The 19,154-nt window shown below is 61.4% G+C and carries 17 protein-coding genes and 1 pseudogene; 14 read left to right on the top strand and 4 right to left on the bottom strand.

Annotation, left to right across the window (positions count from 1 at the left end; genetic code table 11):
• Positions 1-190 precede the first annotated feature (190 nt).
• Both ASC67_RS07610 and ASC67_RS07605 read left to right on the top strand, forming a co-directional pair.
• Positions 191-1,813 (top strand): NAD(P)/FAD-dependent oxidoreductase, encoded by a 1,623-nt coding sequence (locus ASC67_RS07610; protein ID WP_056317370.1) that lies wholly within the window; start codon positions 191-193, stop codon positions 1,811-1,813.
• 6 nt (positions 1,814-1,819) lie between these two features.
• Entirely contained in the window at positions 1,820-2,053 is a 234-nt protein-coding gene (locus ASC67_RS07605) for an SDR family NAD(P)-dependent oxidoreductase (RefSeq protein WP_056317367.1), read from the top strand.
• Between the two features lie 25 nt (positions 2,054-2,078).
• On the opposite strand, the gene ASC67_RS20205 is transcribed toward ASC67_RS07605, so the two are convergent.
• Complete coding sequence (locus ASC67_RS20205; RefSeq protein ID WP_082535878.1) at positions 2,079-3,041, bottom strand: PDR/VanB family oxidoreductase; 963 nt, start codon at positions 3,039-3,041, stop codon at positions 2,079-2,081.
• Between the two features lie 396 nt (positions 3,042-3,437).
• Between ASC67_RS20205 and ASC67_RS20200 the strand changes: the two genes are divergently transcribed.
• The 11 genes from ASC67_RS20200 to pcaF all read left to right on the top strand — a co-directional run bounded on the left by ASC67_RS20200 (position 3,438) and on the right by pcaF (position 14,504).
• On the top strand, positions 3,438-4,448 hold the full coding sequence (locus ASC67_RS20200; RefSeq protein WP_082535877.1) for a LysR family transcriptional regulator: 1,011 nt from the start codon (positions 3,438-3,440) through the stop codon (positions 4,446-4,448).
• A 345-nt stretch (positions 4,449-4,793) separates the two neighbouring features.
• Positions 4,794-5,855 carry an aromatic ring-hydroxylating dioxygenase subunit alpha gene (locus ASC67_RS20195; protein WP_082535876.1) on the top strand — a complete coding sequence of 354 codons (1,062 nt, stop codon included), beginning with the start codon at positions 4,794-4,796 and terminating at the stop codon, positions 5,853-5,855.
• 542 nt (positions 5,856-6,397) lie between these two features.
• Positions 6,398-6,907: a hypothetical protein gene (locus ASC67_RS07595; protein WP_056317361.1), complete on the top strand. Its 510-nt coding sequence runs from the start codon at positions 6,398-6,400 to the stop codon at positions 6,905-6,907.
• A 63-nt stretch (positions 6,908-6,970) separates the two neighbouring features.
• Positions 6,971-7,978 (top strand): hypothetical protein, encoded by a 1,008-nt coding sequence (locus tag ASC67_RS07590; protein WP_056317359.1) that lies wholly within the window; start codon positions 6,971-6,973, stop codon positions 7,976-7,978.
• 105 nt (positions 7,979-8,083) lie between these two features.
• A complete protein-coding gene (locus tag ASC67_RS07585; RefSeq protein WP_056318257.1) occupies positions 8,084-9,550 on the top strand; it encodes an aldehyde dehydrogenase family protein in 1,467 nt (488 codons plus the stop codon).
• Between the two features lie 23 nt (positions 9,551-9,573).
• Entirely contained in the window at positions 9,574-10,653 is a 1,080-nt protein-coding gene (locus ASC67_RS20190; RefSeq protein WP_082535875.1) for a maleylacetate reductase, read from the top strand.
• A gap of 54 nt (positions 10,654-10,707) precedes the next feature.
• A complete protein-coding gene (locus ASC67_RS07575) occupies positions 10,708-11,586 on the top strand; it encodes a dioxygenase (RefSeq protein WP_056317353.1) in 879 nt (292 codons plus the stop codon).
• Positions 11,583-11,873 carry a Dabb family protein gene (locus ASC67_RS20185; protein ID WP_082535874.1) on the top strand — a complete coding sequence of 97 codons (291 nt, stop codon included), beginning with the start codon at positions 11,583-11,585 and terminating at the stop codon, positions 11,871-11,873. The genes ASC67_RS07575 and ASC67_RS20185 overlap by 4 nt, the downstream gene beginning before the upstream one ends.
• A gap of 49 nt (positions 11,874-11,922) precedes the next feature.
• The gene (locus tag ASC67_RS07570) at positions 11,923-12,624 is read left to right on the top strand and encodes a 3-oxoacid CoA-transferase subunit A (protein WP_056317350.1); all 702 of its coding nucleotides are present in this window, start codon (positions 11,923-11,925) and stop codon (positions 12,622-12,624) included.
• A gap of 10 nt (positions 12,625-12,634) precedes the next feature.
• Entirely contained in the window at positions 12,635-13,285 is a 651-nt protein-coding gene (locus ASC67_RS07565) for a 3-oxoacid CoA-transferase subunit B (RefSeq protein WP_056317347.1), read from the top strand.
• 10 nt (positions 13,286-13,295) lie between these two features.
• Complete coding sequence (gene pcaF / locus ASC67_RS07560; RefSeq protein WP_056317344.1) at positions 13,296-14,504, top strand: 3-oxoadipyl-CoA thiolase; 1,209 nt, start codon at positions 13,296-13,298, stop codon at positions 14,502-14,504.
• Positions 14,505-14,703: 199 nt separating this feature from the next.
• Here the strand turns inward: pcaF and ASC67_RS07555 are convergent.
• Positions 14,704-15,714, bottom strand: a pseudogene (locus tag ASC67_RS07555) (IS1182 family transposase); the annotation flags it as partial.
• A 272-nt stretch (positions 15,715-15,986) separates the two neighbouring features.
• On the opposite strand from ASC67_RS07555, the gene ASC67_RS20180 reads away from it, so the two are divergent.
• A complete protein-coding gene (locus ASC67_RS20180) occupies positions 15,987-16,217 on the top strand; it encodes an AlpA family transcriptional regulator (RefSeq protein ID WP_082535873.1) in 231 nt (76 codons plus the stop codon).
• A 72-nt stretch (positions 16,218-16,289) separates the two neighbouring features.
• On the opposite strand, the gene ASC67_RS07550 is transcribed toward ASC67_RS20180, so the two are convergent.
• Both ASC67_RS07550 and ASC67_RS07545 read right to left on the bottom strand, forming a co-directional pair.
• Entirely contained in the window at positions 16,290-16,517 is a 228-nt protein-coding gene (locus ASC67_RS07550; protein WP_235566255.1) for a hypothetical protein, read from the bottom strand.
• 134 nt (positions 16,518-16,651) lie between these two features.
• A complete protein-coding gene (locus tag ASC67_RS07545; protein WP_056317340.1) occupies positions 16,652-18,559 on the bottom strand; it encodes a ParB/RepB/Spo0J family partition protein in 1,908 nt (635 codons plus the stop codon).
• Positions 18,560-19,154 lie beyond the last annotated feature (595 nt).

Here is a 19,154-nt window from a genome sequence, read left to right as displayed (position 1 = left end):
TGCAGTTTCGATGACTGCACAACGATTTTGCCCTGCGAACGCACCGCTGCGCCGCGCCGCGGCCTAGGGAATCCCCCAGTCATTGCGGCGCAAAACTAGCCTGACGGATAGGGACGGTAGCAAGGGCTTTGCCGACGATCGCATCCCAGCACGGTGCGCACATCGCGCACCCCCATTGCCGGAGACCCTGATGTATCTGACCCCTGCCCCCAATGCGCCGCACACGATCGACGTCGTCGTCGTCGGCGCCGGCTTCGCCGGCCTGTACGCGCTGCACGTGCTGCGCAAGAAGGGCTATTCCGTGCGCGTGTTCGAGGCCGGCGACGGCATCGGCGGCACCTGGTACTGGAACCGCTACCCCGGCGCGCGCTGCGACATCGAGAGCGTCGAGTACTCCTACTCGTTCGACGAGGACCTGCAGCAGGAGTGGGACTGGCCGGCGCGCTACGCCGACCAGGCCGACATCCTGAAGTACATCAACCACGTCGCCGACCGCTTCGACCTGCGCCGCGGCATCCAGCTCGAGACCCGCGTCACCAGCGCGCTGTACGACGAGGCCGCCGACCGCTGGACCGTGGCCACCAGCCGCGGCGAGACCTACAGCGCGCAGTTCTGCATCATGGCCACCGGCTGCCTGTCGACACCCAAGCAGGTCGACGTCGAAGGCATCGGCGAGTTCCGCGGCCGCAGCCTGCACACCGCCGCGTGGCCGCGCGAGGGCGCTGACCTGACGGGCCTGCGCGTCGGCGTGATCGGCACCGGCTCGTCCGGCATCCAGGCGATCCCGCACCTGGCCGCGCAGGCCGCGCACCTGACGGTGTTCCAGCGCACGCCGAACTTCAGCATCCCGGCCTGGAACCACCCGCTGAGCGACGCGCAGCGCCAGGTGCACAAGGCCGAGTACGCCGTGCTGCGCGCGCGCGAGTGGGACTCGAACCAAGGCATCTGCCGCGTGCCGGTGCGTGGCGACCACGCGATGGACGCGACGCCGGCCGAGCGCGAGGCCGAGTACGAGGCCCGCTGGCAGATGGGCGGGCTGAGCTACTACATGTCCTACGTCGACCTGCTGACCGACCCGCGCGCCAACGAGACCGTTGCCGAGTTCGTGCGCAACAAGATCCGCCAGAAGGTCAAGGACCCGGTGGTCGCCGAGATGCTGTGCCCGAAGGACTATCCCTTCGGCACCAAACGGCTGTGCGCCGACAGCGGCTACTACGAGACCTACAACCGCGACAACGTCACGCTGGTCGACCTGCGCGCGACGCCGTTCGAGCGCTTCGACGCCGGCGGCGTGCACACCGCCGACGGCCGCTACCACGGCCTGGACGTGCTGGTCACCGCGACCGGCTTCGACGCGCTGACCGGCACGCTCAGCAACATCGACATCCGCGGCCGCGGCGGCGAGCGGCTGTCCGCGCGCTGGCGCGGCGGCCCGCGCACCGCGCTGGGCATCATGAGCGCGGGCTTCCCAAACCTGTTCGTCACCACCGGGCCGGGCAGCCCGTCGGTGCTGTTCAACATGATCCTCGGCAACGAGTACCACGTCGACTGGATCGTCCGCGCGATCGAGGACCTGCGCCGCACGCAGCGCCGCAGCATCGAGCCGACGGCGGCCTTCGAGGAGCACTGGACCCGCCACGTCAACGAGGTCGGCAACCAGACCCTCTTCACGCAGGCCAACTCCTGGTACATGGGCGCCAACGTGCCCGGCAAGGCGCGCCAGATCCTGCTCTACCTCGGCGGCTTCAAGGCCTACAAGGACACCTGCGAGGCCGTCGCCTCGAAGGGCTACGAGGGCTTCGCGCTCGGCTGACCCGGCATGCACGTCCACCGACTGCTCGACCTGAGCGGCCGCATCGCGGTCGTCACCGGCCCCGGCCAGGGCCTGGGCTTCGAGATCGCCGAGGCGATGGCCGAGGCCGGCGCGCAGGTGGTCTGCGCCGACATCGGCCGTACCGCGGCGCACGCTTCGCGCAGCGCACACCGCGCTCGCGGGAGAACGCGCGCGCGCCGATGCCGGCTTACTGTTGTTCGAGCAGCGGCAAGCCATTGAAGCGAAGCTATCTATAAAAGTTTCTCTACAGATCCAGCACCAACATTGCAGAAAGCGATCTCGAACAACAGGGCGTGATTTGCCCTCCCTTTTGCCTCTCATCATCGCTGAAATACATGTCGCGATGATCTGGCACGCCATCCAGAACTCGAGTTACGCAGGTACCGCACACCCCCTGCTCACAGGAGACCGGCACTTCAATTCCATGCTTGAGGAGTGCATCGATGATTGATTGCTCAGCGGCCACCGGTATAACCAATCCGGTGCTTGCAATTTTTACATCAAACCCCCCATTCAGCGCCAGCGAGTAATCTTTCCCAGAAAAATACTCGAAATGCACGCTCTCTTTCGCCCAACCATTGGCTCGCGCAACTCCGATGACATGGTCCATAAACCCCTGAGGGCCGCACACATAAACATGAACATCCTCACTCGGACGCGCCAGGATCAAATTTGCATCCAGTTTCTGCTCAGGCGACTCGTCGTCGAAATGAAAAATCACCCTGTCAGAAGAAATCGAATCACGGATGTACTCAACAAACGCAGCGTGATCGCGCGATCGCGCGCAATAGTGCACAACGAAATCCGCCCCTGACGCCGAAAGGCGCTCCATCATGGACAAGATCGGCGTCACACCAATACCGCCGGCGAACAAGATGGAGCGGCGCGCGGGCACCAGCGGGAAATGGTTCCGAGGTTCACTGATACGAAATGTGCAACCGATGGCTAGATCGCGATGAACGCTCTCCGAGCCGCCTCTGGTGCTTGCATCAAGCAGAACTGCTATCCGATAGCTATTCGTACCCACCGAATCATTGCAAAGCGAATACTGCCTGATGAGTCCGTTCGGCAACTCGACGTCGATGTGAGACCCCGCACTGGACGGCGGCAGCATCGAATTACCGACCGGGACGAGTTCCAGCGAAATTATGTTGATTGCCTCAGTAGTTCTACGCGCAACCCTGACATCGATCCAAGCCTTCTTCATGTTCAAGCTCAAAAACGTTAAATAATCCAAATGTGCATCGCACCAGCAATTTCAAGATATCGGCTCGCTTGCCATGTGCATCCGGAAAAACAGCGGCGGCAAGACAAGCGCGCGGACTTCAGGTCAATTGCCAGTCTAGCGATCACCGAACGATCGCGGTAGAGATTGAAATGCACCGCCCCCGTTCTGCAAATACGAACACTCCCCGCGCCGAGCTGCGGCCCGAGCGCCCTCATGGCACCCAACAAGGGAGCATCGCAACGCGTCAGCCGCCCACTCTCAATCGAAAGCTGAAGACGAACACCCCGCCCCGCCCAAATCGGATCGCACCACCAATGGCCCCGTAACGCCGCAATGCGCCGCGGAGGCGTCGGCCAACCCTCGAGGAAGACAAGCATGGATATGCTGTTAAGCATGGAGAGCTTTTTGCGCGTAGCAGAGTCCGGCAATTTCTCTCGCGCAGCACATCAACTTGGCATAGTCAAATCCGTGGTGACAACGAGAATAAAGGCCCTCGAAACTCATCTAGGTCATTCTCTTTTTCACCGGTCGACCCGCGCCGTAAAGCTCTCTGAAGCGGGCCTGCAGTACTACCACGACTGCAAACTCGTGATTCAGCAGATCGACGAGCTGAACGAGCGAACTCGCGAACTCTGCGCATCACCGAAAGGGTTGTTGCGAATTCACGTTCTCCCAGGATTCGCGCTCGGACAGTTCGCGTCGATCTTGGCCGGATTTCGCGCCCTGCATCAGGGCATAGAGTTTGACATCGTCGTCAGCGACCGAGTGGTCGACCCAGTACAAGAAGGCGTGGATCTGGCGATTCAGATCTTCCCGCCCGCGTCAAACGATCTGATCCAAAGACAACTCTTCCCCGTTCATGGCTTCTTTTGCGTCACCCCTGATTATCTCGACGGAAATCCCCCAATAAAATCTCCGACTGACCTTCACGAGCACGACTTTGCAACGTATTCGTATCTCTGGGGCAATCATTGGTCTCTGACCAATCATCGATGCGAACGGGTAGATATAGACCTGAATCCCGTGCTTCGCAGCAACAGCATTCATCTGATCAGAGATTTCGCCTTGAGGGGAATCGGCGTGGCCTATCTCCCCACGCTAGTCGCCTCAGAGGATCTCGAGTCCGGTAATTTGGTTCGTGTTCTACCTGAATATAGCGCCCCCACGCTCTGGTTATCGGCAGTCTATCCCGCGTCACATCGCTCAACGGCCAAGGTCAAGATATTTCTAGACTATCTCCGAGACCGCTGCCAACCGTTCGAGACTCACATCGATAGTGCTCGGCATACAACCTGGCCTTTGGCGACGATGGCGCCAACAATGCTCGTAAACCGCTCAATCAATTCCTCGGACGCTGGGCTTGCATCGTCAGGCCGCCCTCAGTGATGCGTTTGCTATGCACACCGCCAGGGTCGACACACACGGACGGCGTTGCACGATCGACTCCACCACTTCTTCGCTGACAAAAAGGCACAGCGACGCAGTGCATCGCGAGTGTCCATGCGGCCGGGATCCGGTCACGGCGGCCAAGCCTCACCTGACGCAATCGACGCCCCACCCGCGCAGCCAATGGCCTCACTCTTTGTTCGTTTTGCGAGAACGATCCGTTTGCCGAATATCAATCGAAGAGCGTTGACCGTTGCCATCGCTCAAGCAATACTGACAGAGACGCTAGAAAAATAGCGTAATGTTGTTCGTGTATTTTTATTGGCCAGACCAAAAGAGAGAGACATGGAATATCTTCGGAACGCTTGGTATGTCGTGGCTTGGTCTTCTGAGATCAAGCGGGAACTCTTCAGTCGAACCATCATTGAACAACCGTTGCTGCTTTATCGAACGCAGGACGGAAAGGTTGTTTGCGCTTCGAACATTTGCCCTCATAGATTTGCACCGCTACACCTCGGACGGTTGATCGGTGACCAGGTGGAGTGCGGCTACCACGGCCTGATTTTCAACTCCAACGGCAAATGCACAGCCAATCCCCATGGCGATTGCCGCATTCCCGCCGCAGCGAAGATCTCTTCGTACATTGCGGAGGAGCGCCACAGTCTGGTGTGGGTCTGGATGGGAGATCCCAAGCTCGCAGACACCAACGCAATCCCGGATTTCAGTTGCCTCACCGACACCAGTAAATTCGCGACCGTTGGTGGCGTAATTGAAATGGAGGCTCAGTACGAGCTCATTACAGACAATCTAATGGATCTCTCGCACGTCGAATATGTTCATCGCGGCATTCTCGGAAGCGACGCGATTTCTAGAGGGATTACAAAGGTTATCGAAGAAGGCGAAACCCTGCATAGCAATCGCTGGTGCCCCGATGGGTTGGCCCCTCCCGCATGGGATGCAATGTTCGGCAATTACGGGAAGCCCGTGGATCACTGGCTTAATATGCGCTGGAACGCCCCCGCTCATATGCTCCTCGATGTCGGAATCACGCCCACCGGGAAAGACCGAAGTGACGGCATCTGGATGCTTGGAACTGACATCCTCACGCCTTCCACGAGCTCGAAGACCTACTATTTCTGGGGCGTTTCCCGGGCTTACGCGCTGGATGATCCCAAGGCCGGAGAAGCATGGATTGCAGCGATCGACGGTGCATTCTCCGGACAAGACAAGCCCATGCTGGAAGCGCAACAGCGGGTGATCGGCAATCGCGACTTCTGGTCCATGAAGCCAGTCCTCATCTCAGCGGACGCTGGAGCAGTACGCGCGCGCCGAAAACTGGCGGCCATGATTGAGGCCGAGCGGCCCAAGACCTGCGAACCGACCCCGACCGCCGCATACCCTTCGTAGATCGCAGACGGCACAACTCGAGGCAGGCCGCACGACGCCTTTGGCCGAGCGCCTCCCTCGAACTGGCTTGGGTCGACAACCGATCGCGCCGCCTTCCGGCCCACGCCATCGAGACGACCACTCGCCTGCTTTGCTCGCGTACGAAGTGCTGTGCTCCCCACGCACAACCGGCCATCGCCAGCACGCCGTTCACACTTTACGCAACGCGGCCAGCCCAAACCACGGCCAGGCGCTCGTCCTCCCGGACCGCATCGCGAACGCAACAGGCGCCACACCTTGCGGCAGCGTACAGCCACGTCATGGTCATTGCGATTGATCGCGGGACTCACGCAACACAAGAGTTCGCGCGTCCACACCGAGGTACGTCCCGACTCCAAAGCAACAGCGGTTTCTCATCCTCACCCTCTCAGCCAAGACGTTTCGGCCCGTTCGATTGTCCGCAAATTCAGAACGCTAGGGTATCTCTGTCGGCACTTCTCATCGCTTGAGGTGCTGCCTAGACTCATACGCAAACAAGTTGTCTTACATCTTCGGAGAGCAATATGACCACCACGAACTACAAGACCAAGTTCGGATCACTGCAGAGCTTCGAGAAGGGCGGAGTGCAGGTCATTGATGACAATGTGAAGAACTACGCGTTCTCGAATTGCTTCGATGTCGCGAGCAAATCGCGGCCGTACGAGAAGGTTGTTTTTGGAAAGAACCAGATCTATGTGCTGGAGGTGATTCGCGCCGAAGGGACCTCCCCTTGGTACACATGCGCGCACGACGAATTTGCCTTCAGCATGGATGGCGAAATCGACATTCACCTCATCAAGCTGGACGCGGCGCAGACGGTTCGTGATGCGGAGCGCAACGGCGCTGTTCTGGTCGAGGGCGAACCTCGTGGACAGAAGATGGGCTGGATGCGCATCAAGCGTGGCCACCAGGCCATGCTGCCCAAGAGCACGGCCTATCAGTTTCGCGCAGTCAAGCCGGCGGTCCTAATTCAGCAGACCTGCATGGGTGAACTATCGATCGAGCGTTGGCCGGACATCTGCCAATCTGTTTGAGTAAGCCCCAAGGCGCAAACCGTTGCCTTGCAGGGCATCCCACCATTCATAGGAGATCAAAGAATGAGCGCGACCGCCGAAACCGCTGAAGTCATCGCGAGCGCACCCGATGCGGCTCTTGGATATAAATCTTTCACGCTGAGGAGCTTTCAGTTTCGCCGTGACGAATACTTTGCTCACATTTCCTGGTTGACGCGAGATGGCCGCCCGCTCTCGCACACAATAGATGTGGGAGCGTTTTTGCGTGCATTGATGCGTGATGTAGCCTGGGGCTTCTTCTATGGCGGGGTCAACTTTGACCACGTATTTGGCACAACCAATCACTACAAGACGGTTGACCTGTACGCCGGCACCTATAACGCAACGATGAAGGCAGCTGGCGTTGATCGGCTCGAGAATTTCCCGACCGCGCAGATTGCTGCGACCTTCGAGCAGATCCTCGACGACTGGACCAATGAGGGCTTCGATCCTTTTGCCGCACCTCAAGAGACCGGCAGCGCCTATGGTCGCAAGAATGGCAACAACACGGCCAAGATCACGCGCGCACGCGAACTGGCCGTGCGTTGCGTCGGGATGAAGGGCGATCTGCCGTTGCGCACTGACGCACGTGGCGCACCTGTGAATCGTGCGTTCTCCGACGTGCCTCAGGACGAGCCTGAGTTGCACCCCGAGCCTGGCTACGAAGACGAGGTGCATGCGTTCAACCTGTTCGGATTTCTGAGCCGATCACAGGTTACTTGGAACCCAAGCTTTACATCGGTCGTGAAGCATAGCTTCATGTGCCCGACGACCGAAGAGCACATGTTGCCCATCATTCACGCGAATGACCGCGTCGAGTGGTTTTTCCAGATGACCGACGAGATTCACTGGGATTGCGCGGACAAGAATTCCGGGAAGCCGCTCGCTCGCGTCATCATGAAGGCTGGCGACATGGCCGCAATGCCGGCGTACTGTCGCCACCAAGGCTATAGCCCCAAGCGCTCAATGCTGCTGGTCTGGGAGAACGGATCTCCAAATTTGGTCTATGAGATTCAGAAAGGCGATTCACCGGAAATTCCGGTCGTATTCTGACGCGCCCAGCCCAAGAGACCATCCCGCCGCCATCACTCGCGGCTCTACGGAGGATCATTCATGAACCTTGCGGATCTGCAGTCCGCCGTTGGTCTACGCACGCCTATTCGACACCAGCTCTTTATCGGCGGTAGATTCCTGAACGCCGAGTCCGGAGCGACGCTGGCCACGCTCAATCCGCACGACAATTCGGTCATAGCCGACGTCGCAATGGCCGGACGCGCAGACGTTGACAAGGCGGTCACAGCGGCCCGTCGTGCATTGCCGGCTTGGCGTCGTCTCTCGGGCGCCGAGCGCGGACGAATTCTGATGCGGTTGGCCGACCTGATCGAGAAGAATTCCGAAGATCTAGCTTTGCTGGAGTCGCTGGACACCGGCCATCCATTGCGAGATTCACGCAATCTGGACGTGCCTCGTACAGCAAGCTGCTTTCGCTACTTCGGCGGAATGGCTGACAAGCTGCACGGTGACGTTGTCCCAGTTGATGCCGGGTTCCTGAACTATGTCCAGCGCGAACCGCTCGGCGTAGTCGGACAAATTGTGCCGTGGAACTTCCCGCTCATGTTCACGAGTTGGAAGATGGGGCCGGCACTAGCTGCCGGCAACTGTGTAGTCCTGAAGCCTTCCGAGATCACGCCCCTCAGCGCCCTCAAGATTGCCGAGCTACTGAGCGAAGCGGGCTTGCCCGACGGCGTCGTCAACGTTCTTCCTGGTCTTGGTAGTGAAGCAGGTCAGGCCATTTCAGAGCATCCGGACATTTCGAAGGTTTCATTCACAGGGAGCACGGCAACAGGTCGGCGCATTGTGAATGCTTCGTCTGGAAACTTGAAAAAGCTGCAACTGGAGCTGGGCGGCAAGGGCGCAAACATCGTTTTCGAGGACGCCGATCTGGCGGCTGCGGTGAACGGGTCGGCCTGGGCCATCTTCCACAATCAAGGCCAAGCATGCATCGCCGGCTCTCGCTTGATGCTGCACGAGCGGATCGCCGACGCGTTTCTCGACAAGTTCGTGAGCTTGGCTCGATCAATCAAGCTCGGCAACCCGCTCGATGCGAGTACGGAGATGGGCCCGCTTACCAGCAGCCTGCACCGCGACCGTGTGCTCAGCTACGTGGATATCGCGCGCAGCGAGGGCGGTGAGCTTGTCATGGGCGGCCACCCGCCTCGCGCCGAGGAGCTCTCGCGCGGCTGCTATGTCGAGCCAACAGTGGTGCGCGCGAGATCCTGGCGCGACCGAGTCGCGCAGGAGGAGGTTTTCGGTCCGTTTGTCACGGTTCTCACCTTCAAGGACGATGCAGAGGCACTCGAAATTGCCAATGGAACCGATTACGCGCTGGGAAGTGGTCTTTGGACCACAAATCTGCGACGCGCTCACCAAATGGCACAGGCCCTCGAGGCGGGCATGGTCTGGATCAACAGCTACAAGCGTGTCAGTCCCGGATCGCCGTTCGGGGGATTCGGACAAAGTGGCTACGGCCGCGATATGGGATTTGAGGCCATGCGCGAGTACACGCAGGTCAAAAGCGTCTGGGTCAACGTGGACGCCCAGATACCGCCTTGGTATCCGCGTTGAAGTCAACGGTCACGGCGGTGAACATGGCTGGTGCTCCTAACGCGTTTCAGTTCGATGCAAAACTGCCAAGGGTCATCTTTGGGTTCGGCAGCTTGGCACAGTTGCCGGTCGAAGTAGAACGGATCGGAGCGAAACGTGCACTCGTCTTGTGCACGCCTGAGCAGCGCGATGGGGCTGAGCGCGTGCTGCAGTTGCTCGGAGCGCGCGGCGCAGGAATCTTCGATCGCGCCGTGATGCACATACCGATCGAAACCGCCCGCGACGCCACTGAGCATGCTAAGACTCTTGGCGCCGATTGTGCCGTTGCAGTGGGCGGCGGTTCGACGACCGGGCTGGGCAAAGCCATCGCACTCGATTCGGGGCTGCCAATCATCGCTGTTCCGACGACCTACGCCGGCAGTGAGATGACGGCGATCTTCGGAATCACCGAAGGCGGCATCAAGAAAACCGGACGTGATGCGCGCGTTCTACCGCGAAGCGTTCTCTACGATCCCGAACTCACACTCGATCTTCCGCTGAGTTTGAGTGTCACGAGCGCATTGAACGCCATCGCGCATGCGGCCGAAAGCTTGTACGCACGCGACGGCAATCCCATCATTTGCCTGATGGCCGAGGAAGCCGTTCGCTCGTTGGCGCAAGCTGTACCACGATTGATGAGAACGCCGCGCGACCTCGAGGCCCGTAGTCAAGCGCTATACGGCGCTTGGCTGAGTGGTGTGGTGCTGGGCAATTCATCGATGGGGCTCCATCACAAACTGTGCCACACGCTTGGTGGAAGCTTCAACCTCCCACATGCCGAAGTGCACACCGTCGTGCTGCCGCATGCGCTAGCGTACAACTCGGCGTATGCACTAATGGCGATGACAGCCTTAGGGCGTGCGCTAGGAGTCGCACCTGACGCAGTGCCGAAGACGCTGCAGCAACTGGCTCGCAGCAACGGCGCTCCTTACACGCTGCGGGAGATCGGCATGCCGTTCGATGGGCTTGACCGTGCCGCCGATTTAGCCGTCGAAATCCCATACCCCAATCCTCGTCCCCTTCAACGCGGGGAACTTCTAGCCTTGCTTCGGCGCGCATATGACGGCGAGATGCCAAAGGCTTGATAGATCCCCAAGTTTCATCTAACACCCGCCTCACCTCCGAAGCGTCAATTCTCCATGCGCAATATCGATGAACAGTCGGTGACGGATGCTTTCATCAGCCACCTGTCGGAATGCGACAGCCCTCGCTTCAAGGAGATATTGACTTCCCTTGTCAAGCACCTGCATGGGTTCGCACGTGAGGTTCGCCTGACTCCGGACGAGTGGCTCAACGGCATCAAGTTCCTCACCGCCACAGGGCAACTGCGTGACGAGACTCGCCAAGAGTTCATCCTGCTATCCGATACCCTGGGGCTATCGATGCTGGTGGTCACGATGAACGAGAAGCGCGCCAAGAAGGACGTCACCGAATCGACTGTGCTGGGGCCTTTCTATGTTGCCAATGCCCCCGAAAGGAGTCCTGGCAGCAATATCGCAGAAGGCAGTTCGGGGTTGCCGCTGGAGGTCAATATCACGGTGAGGTCAACCGATGGTCACCCATTGGCTGGTGCCGAGGTCAACGCCTGGCAAGCTGACGACGATGGACTGTACGACGTGCAGCGCAGCAAGGCCGGTGAATACCGGGCCCGAGCCCTTATGCGAACGGACGCATCCGGTAGGCTGAATTTTCACACGGTCCTGCCGAAGGCTTATCCCGTTCCCACTGACGGACCGGTAGGTCGTATGTTGATGGCGTCTGGTCGCCATCCTTGGCGGCCCGCTCACTTGCATTTCATGATCCGCGCCGACGGTCATGAAACCCTGGTCACGCATCTTTTTCGAGAAGGCGATCCATTCCTGGATTCGGACGTTGTTTTCGGCGTGAGATCGGGACTTGTCGTGAAGATGCAGGACGCACAGGGAACCGGTGTCCTGTGCCATGACTTCGTGCTGCAATCGAACAAGGCATGCCACGATGGAACGTCAGGCGCAATGTTGAATAAGTCCGCAGAATGATCTGGCACATAGTCATGTGGACGCTTCATGATGCGCGAGACGCGGATCATTTCCGCGAAGCCTTGCTCAGTTGCAGCGCCATAGTTCCTGGAATACGGCAATTCGAAGTGGGTGTACGCACGGACCAGATGCCTGCCTCGGTCGATTTGTGTCTATTGTCAAGTTTTGATAATGAGTCCGCATTGCATGCGTACCTCGAACATCCTCAGCACCTACAAATCAGTCGAGCCCTGGCTCCTCTCCGTCGCGAGCGGCACGTCATAGATTTCGATTCTTCTCGTAGCTGAAAGCCCTAGTCAGCGGCTTTCCGCAGTGGACACAGATAACGCACCCGCAATGATCGACAAACGGCACAAGAATGCTGAACACGCCTTAGCTGATGTTCCCGATGGAGCGACCATCATGATCGGGGGCTTCGGTGGCGCTGGGCAGCCAAACGAGCTGATCGATGCCTTGGTCGCTCAAGGCTCCAAGGATCTCGTCATCGTCAGCAATAACGCCGGCAATGGCGAGACGGGCTTGGCCGCTCTGCTGCGTGCAGGACGGGTCCGCAAGATCATCTGCTCATTCCCGCGCCAGGCCGACTCTCATGTATTCGATGGCTTGTACCGAAGTGGGAAGCTCGAGCTGGAGCTCGTACCGCAGGGCAACCTGTCCGAGCGCATCCGCGCAGCGGGTGCAGGCATCGGAGGCTTCTTCACGCCTACTGGCTACGGCACCGAGTTGGCCCACGGGAAGGAGACCCGGGAGATCGGAGGCCGGATGTACGTTCTCGAATCGCCCATACATGCCGATGTCGCACTGATCAAGGCGGAACGCGGTGACCGATGGGGCAACTTGGTCTACCGAAAGACTGCGCGCAACTTCGGTCCCGTCATGGCGATGGCGGCCAAACTGACCATCGCATCCGTTCACGAGGCCGTGGCGCTCGGCGAGCTCGATCCAGAGTCCATCGTGACGCCAGGAATCTTCGTACAGCGCATCGTTCAGGTGCCCTATACGGCGACCGGGCCTGCCGGATTCAAGCAAGCCAACTGAGTAGGTTGCGATGAACAGACTCAATCGCCATGAGATGGCCGCGCGCGTTGCCAAAGACATCCCGGAAGGCTCATATGTGAACCTGGGTATCGGCTTGCCGACGCTGGTTGCCAACCATCTTCCGAAGGATCGCGACATCTTCCTGCAAAGCGAGAACGGCTTGCTGGGCATGGGGCCGGCGCCCATGGCGGGCGAGGAAGACTACGACCTGATCAATGCCGGCAAGCAACCGGTCACGCTGTTGGCCGGCGGGGCCTACTTCCACCACGCCGATAGCTTCGCAATGATGCGTGGCGGTCATCTCGACTTCTGCGTGCTCGGGGCGTTCCAAGTCTCGGTCAACGGCGACCTAGCGAACTGGCACACCGGCGGCCCGGAGGCAATTCCCGCGGTGGGGGGAGCGATGGACCTGGCGATCGGCGCAAAGAGAACGTTCGTCATGATGGAACTGCTGACGAAGCAGGGACAGAGCAAGCTAGTGGAGCGCTGCGTCTACCCGCTCACGGGGATCGGCTGCGTGAGTCGCGTCTACACCGACTTGGCCGTGATCGACGTGACACCGCGGGGATTGAAGGTCGTCGAGATGGTCGACGGCCTGAGCTTCGATGAACTCCGGCGGCTTTGCGGTGTACCGCTGATCGCATCAAGCCCCGACGCATAGGAATTGGCATATGAGTAGCCCCCAAGCCTTTATCTGCGACGGCATCCGAACGCCCTTTGGTCGCTACGGCGGTGCGCTCTCCGCCGTACGCGCCGATGACCTGGCCGCAGTTCCCATCAAGGCCCTGGTTACGAGGCATCCGACGATGGACTGGGCGAGCATCGACGACGTCATTTACGGATGCGCCAACCAGGCTGGCGAAGATAACCGCAATGTCGCGCGCATGGCGACGCTGCTTGCTGGTCTGCCAACAGAAGTCGCAGGCACAACTGTGAACCGTCTATGCGGTTCTGGCATGGATGCTGTGGGGATCGCGGCTCGCACCATTAAGTCCGGCGAAGCGCAGCTGATGATCGCCGGTGGCGTCGAAAGCATGAGCCGTGCGCCTTTCGTCATGCCAAAGGCCGGAAGCGCCTTTAGTCGCAGCAACGCCGTGCACGACACAACGATCGGCTGGCGATTTATCAACATGCTAATGAAGCAGCAGTATGGTGTCGATTCGATGCCAGAGACCGCTGAGAACGTAGCTCAAGAATTCGGCATCTCGCGCGAAGATCAGGATCGCATGGCGGTTGCCTCTCAGACGAAGGCGGTTTCAGCGCAGAAATCGGGCTACTTTGAGGCGGAGATCACACCGGTCAGTGTTGCGCAGAAGAAGGATAGCTCGGTTCTGGTCGCGACTGACGAGCACCCGCGAGAGACCTCGCTCGAGGCGCTTTCAAAGCTCAAGAGCGTAGCTAGACCCGAGGGGACCGTGACGGCCGGCAATGCTTCAGGAATCAACGACGGTGCGTGCGCGCTGTTGCTCGCGAGCGAGTCGGCCGCTGCGCGGAACGGTCTTGCACCGATGGCGCGCATCGTCGGAATGGCAGCGACCGGTGTCGCGCCCCGCATAATGGGTATTGGTCCAGCGCCTGCTACGCAGAAGCTGCTCGCTCTCACCAAACTGTCGTTGGCACAGATGGACGTGATCGAGTTAAACGAAGCCTTTGCCGCCCAGGGGCTCGCCGTGCTGCGGAGCCTAGGCTTGGCCGACGACGACGAGCGTGTCAATCCGAATGGCGGTGCCATCGCGCTCGGCCACCCGCTTGGCGCCAGCGGTGTACGCCTCGTCATTACCGCAGCCCGTCAACTGCATCGTATCGGCGGACGCTACGCTCTTTGCACAATGTGCGTCGGAGTGGGACAGGGTATCGCGATGGTGATCGAGCGCGTGTAAAGACGCCAGTGGTCTCCTCGCGGCGCGGTGAACTGCTGTGCCGCATCCGTTCAAGCTTCTCGTTGCCTGTACCCGCCATCACTCTAGATGCTGTAAGAACTTGCAGCGTCATCTGCACCCAGCGACGGCGCAAGATCGTCGGCGTGATCAGTCAGTTATCGGCGATAGCCCTCCCCGCCGCGCATGCGCGGGACCGCTTGTTGCGCTTGTCGAAGCGACCCTCGAACTTGCCGCCCGAGGTCAGTGGCTTCGGCACCATCGCCGCGATGCCTGCACGTTCACATTCGAGGATCTGGTACCCCTCGAAGTAGCCACGGTCCGCCAGGACGATGGGCGTCGGGTGCCCGGCGGCCTCCTTGGCGGCCTTCGCCATCGCGGCCAGCTGTCCACGGTCCGTGACGGCGTTGGTGACCTCGTGCGCAACGATCAGGTGATGCCTCGCATCGACCGCGGTCTGAACGTTGTACCCGACTACTGCCGAGCCCAGGCGGCTGGTCGCCATGGAGCGCGCGTCAGGGTCGGTCAGGGAGACTTGCCGCTCCTGCGAGGCCTGCAGCTGCTCCTCGATCTCGCCGAGGTCTCGCATTTGCTGCTTGATCTTGGCGATCTTCTCCTTCAGACGCGCCGCCCGCTCGGGAAGCACGATCGCCGGATCACGATCAGCTCGATCGAGCTCGGTCAGGTAGCGGTTGATGCTGTGCTCCAGCTGCTGCATCCGGACCTGGACCTTGTGACTGGTGAAGTTCTTGTCGCGGTTGTTGACGGCCTTGAACTTGCTCCCGTCGATGGCAACGATGCCGACGGCGAACAGCTTGAGCCGCCGGCACAGCAGGACGAACTCGCGGCATACCCTGCGGATCGCATCTCCGTGCTCCTTGCGGAAGTCGGCGATGGTCTTGAAGTCCGGCGTCAGGCGGCCGGTCAGCCACATCAGTTCGACGTTGCGCTGCGCTTCGCGCTCCAGGCGTCGGCTCGACTGGACTTGGTTGAGGTAGCCGTAGATGTAGAGCTTCAGCAGCACCGCCGGGTGGTACGACGGCCGGCCGGTTGCCGCGGGCTTCACGCCATCGAAGCCGAGCTTGTACAGCTTCAGTTCATCGACGAAGACATCAACGACCCGCACCGGGTTGTCCTCGGCGATGAAGTCGTCCAGGCACTCCGGCAGCAACGTGATCTGGCCGCGTTCCTCGCCCTCGATGAATCGCTTCATGTGGCCCGCCCGAAGTCGCGTTGCCACAACTTAGGCGACCACCTCGACCAATCAATGCGTTTTCACACAGCCTCAGTCTGCAGTGGTCGATCGGCCCGCGGCCTCGACCGCGACGTTCTGCCGTTAGCAGCTCCTTCTTCACGGTCTTCTGATCCACTCTCCACTCGTTCGTCTTATCTGCGGCGATCGGGCGGGTTTCAGCTGCAAATCCAGCGTCGTAGCCTAGCGGCCCATCACTTAAATTGGTCAGAACGCGTCCCAGGAGATCAAGCATGGTGCACCCTCAGCCCGAGGATCCGTCACCTCAAGTGGAATCGGCTGGCTCGCCGTTCCTCCGCATGCCTACGGTGATGCGGATGACCGGTCTTGGACGATCCACGATCTATAGAATGATGGCCGAAAGCAAGTTCCCCCGCCCTGTGCGCTTGGGCTCACGGGCGGTGGCGTGGCGCCGTGCAGACCTCGACCGCTGGAGCGAAGCACGCCCCGTCGTTACGCACTAACGCGCTACGCCGTCGCAGATGCTTGCAGCGCTCTGATCGTGATCGATCTCGGCGAGCACTGCATTCGCTGACTCAAGCGCCCAGCATCGACTTCAGCATCCACCCGATCACCAGCAGGGTGCCCACAGCACGACACCAGCGCGACGTCGTGAACCGGTAGTGGTGGTTGGCGTAGACCGCGCGACGCAGCCGACCAACGACCACCAAAGCTGCGACCGCGCTCATCGTCGGCAGCACCACGCCACCGGGCTCCGGTAGCGCACGCAGCAGCAGCAGCACCCAGGCGGTGGGCCACGCCATAGCATCGACCGCGGCCAGCCACCGCCGCCCCGGCCAGTACGGCGCGTCCGGTCTGGACGCGCCTGCAAATAGGATCCACATGATCCACTCGGTTCAACGCCGGCCCGACCATGCGGCCGGGCCAGCCTTCACCATCAGTCGGGCGCGATCCGCAACACCGCAGGCATCCACCGCGTCCCAGCCAACCGTGCGGCTGCTGCAGTGACCAGTTCGGTCTTCTTCATGGTGGCGAGTTTCTCCGCTCCCTCGCCCACGCCCGCTTCCTGCAAGGCTTGCAGGATCAGGCTCTTCGGCACGTGGTTCAGATAGCTTGTCGCAGACGGCTCCCACCATTCGGCCATATCCAGACCGAGCGCCCGACTCAGCGCATCGGTTTCATGCGGTCCACCCGCAGCGGGGAGCGCGTTGACCGTCGACGCCACGCACAGCGACAACAGCTCCAACAGCTCACTCTGCGGCAGACCGATCAACCACCCCAACCATTCGCCCTGCTCGGCTGGGAACCGAGCTCTCCATGTTTCCGTGAGCGCGTCGAACTGCTGAGCAGCCCGGCCGGTCTTGAGGTCGTCCGCCGCCACCTCGAGCGCGCTGCGGCAGTAGACCGGCGACACCTGCAGCGGCGAGCGCACGCGATGGAAGTCCTCGCCAAACAGCCCCTGCACGAACACATGGGCCAGCGAGGCCAAGGCCGCCTGCGTGTGACGTGCCAGCGTCACTTGCAGCGCCATGGTGCGGTGCGCCGCCAGCCGACGCAGCAGGCTATCGCTACAGCCTGAACGGCTCCCCTCCCCTGGACTGGGCGCCTCGGTCCGTTCGGGACCGACCTGCCGCGCTGCCTTGTGCCGTGCAGCCACCAAGGCCTTCCGATCCCCTTCGCGCAACAGCCCCCGCAAGACCTCGGCTTCGCCCTCGCGACTGATCGTCACGAGCGCCCCGGCCCTCGACATCAATACGGGCGACCACGTCCGCAAGCCCGCCAGGATCAGCTTGCGGCGCTGGTCGATGGCCTGTTCCTCCAGGTCGATGCGTTCCGCATCGTCGGCCGACCACTCGGTTGCTTCATCGAGCGCATCGACCTCACGCTCCAGCTCGGCACTGCGCGCATCGAGCTCGTCCAGGTCGGCCTGTTCCTGCGCCGTCGGAACGCGGGCCATGTGCTCGGCCGGCGTGAACTGCCGCAGCGCGGGGCTGTCCACGTCGAGCCGCGGCTCGACCCAGGCCCAGCCTTCGCCACGCACCTCGGCAGCCAGGGTGCCCAGCTTCTCGTACGCGAGCCGTCGCAGCAGGTCCAGGTCAGCCAGATAGCGACTGCAGTCGTCGTCGAACAGGTCGCGGCGAACAACGCCACCCGCCGCCTCGTAGGCCTCGATGCCCACAAAGCGCGCCATCGCATCCCGCGAGGCCTCGACCTGCCCGACTGTCAGCACCCGCCGCAGCACGGCCGGCGTACGGTCCCAGGGCTGCGCCTCGAACCACGCCCGCTCCTGTGCGGCATGGTCTTCGCTGAGGGCCAGGGCCATCAGCTGGTCGAGGTTGATGCCGTCCTCGCGGTACAGCGCCAGCAGGCGAGACGAGACGTTCGACAGCCGCAACCGTCGCTGCACGGTCAGCACCGACACCCCGAAACGCGCGGCCACGTCCTCGACACCCTTGCCCTCATCGATCAGCGCCTTGAAGGCGTCGAACTCGTCGGCCGGGTGCATGGCCTCGCGTCCGCTGTTCTCCGCCAGGCTCACCTCGCGGGCCCGTTCGGGCGGCACCAGCTCGCACGGCACCACGAAGGGGGTCGGCAGCCGGCCGCGCTGCTGCAACAGCATCAGCGCACGGCGACGCCGCTCGCCCGCCGCCACCGCGAACCGGACCTGACGTGCCCGACCCTTGCCGACCACCTGCTCGGTCACGACCAGGTTGTGCAGCAGACCCTGCGCGTCGATGAGTGCGGCGAGCTCCTCCACCTGACCGCTGCTGTGCCGACGCACGTTGAACGGTGACGTCACCAGCTGGGACAGCTCGATGCCCAGCAGTTCTTTCCTGTGTTCCATGATGATTTCCTTGGGTTGAATGCGATGCGTTTGGAGGGCGAGCCGCCGCCTCACGGCGGCACGCCGGCCCGCGGCAGCACGAAGCGCCGACACCGCGCAGCCCCCGCTCCGCGCCACAGACGCACCGCGCGGCTCGATCGATCCTTGGTGTTTCTCACGCTGTTGCCCCTTCCACCTCCCGGCCCCTGCCCAAAGTTCCGAGGGAGCCGTTCGTGGCGGTTGATCCCTCGGCGTCAGGTCCGGTGTCGGGCTGTGCCCTGCCCCGCATTCGTCGGTCGCCGTGCGAGACCGACAGCGCCGCGATGAAGCGCGGGCGCCAGGGCAACGTGGAATAAATGGAAGGGGCCCGCCGGCGCGCAGCGGCGGTGGGAAGGCGGCCGTTTATGCCGCGAAAGGCCCTGGTGCCCGCGCGCGCGGCGCTACGGTTCGCACAGGAGGCGACCGGCGGATGCGGGCCACGCCGACCGGTGCGACGAGGGGTCCGGCCGTGCGCAGGGCGTCAGCCCACAGCCCGGCCGATGTCCAGCGCCCGTACACGGGCGCTCTGACCTGGCTTGGACGCATGCAAGACATTGCATGAGCCGTTAACCAGCCG

Source organism: Methylibium sp. Root1272, from assembly GCF_001425905.1.
GTDB lineage: Bacteria > Pseudomonadota > Gammaproteobacteria > Burkholderiales > Burkholderiaceae_C > Methylibium.
Note: the sequence above shows the minus strand (reverse complement) of the source record. Positions and strands in the feature narration are given on the sequence as shown.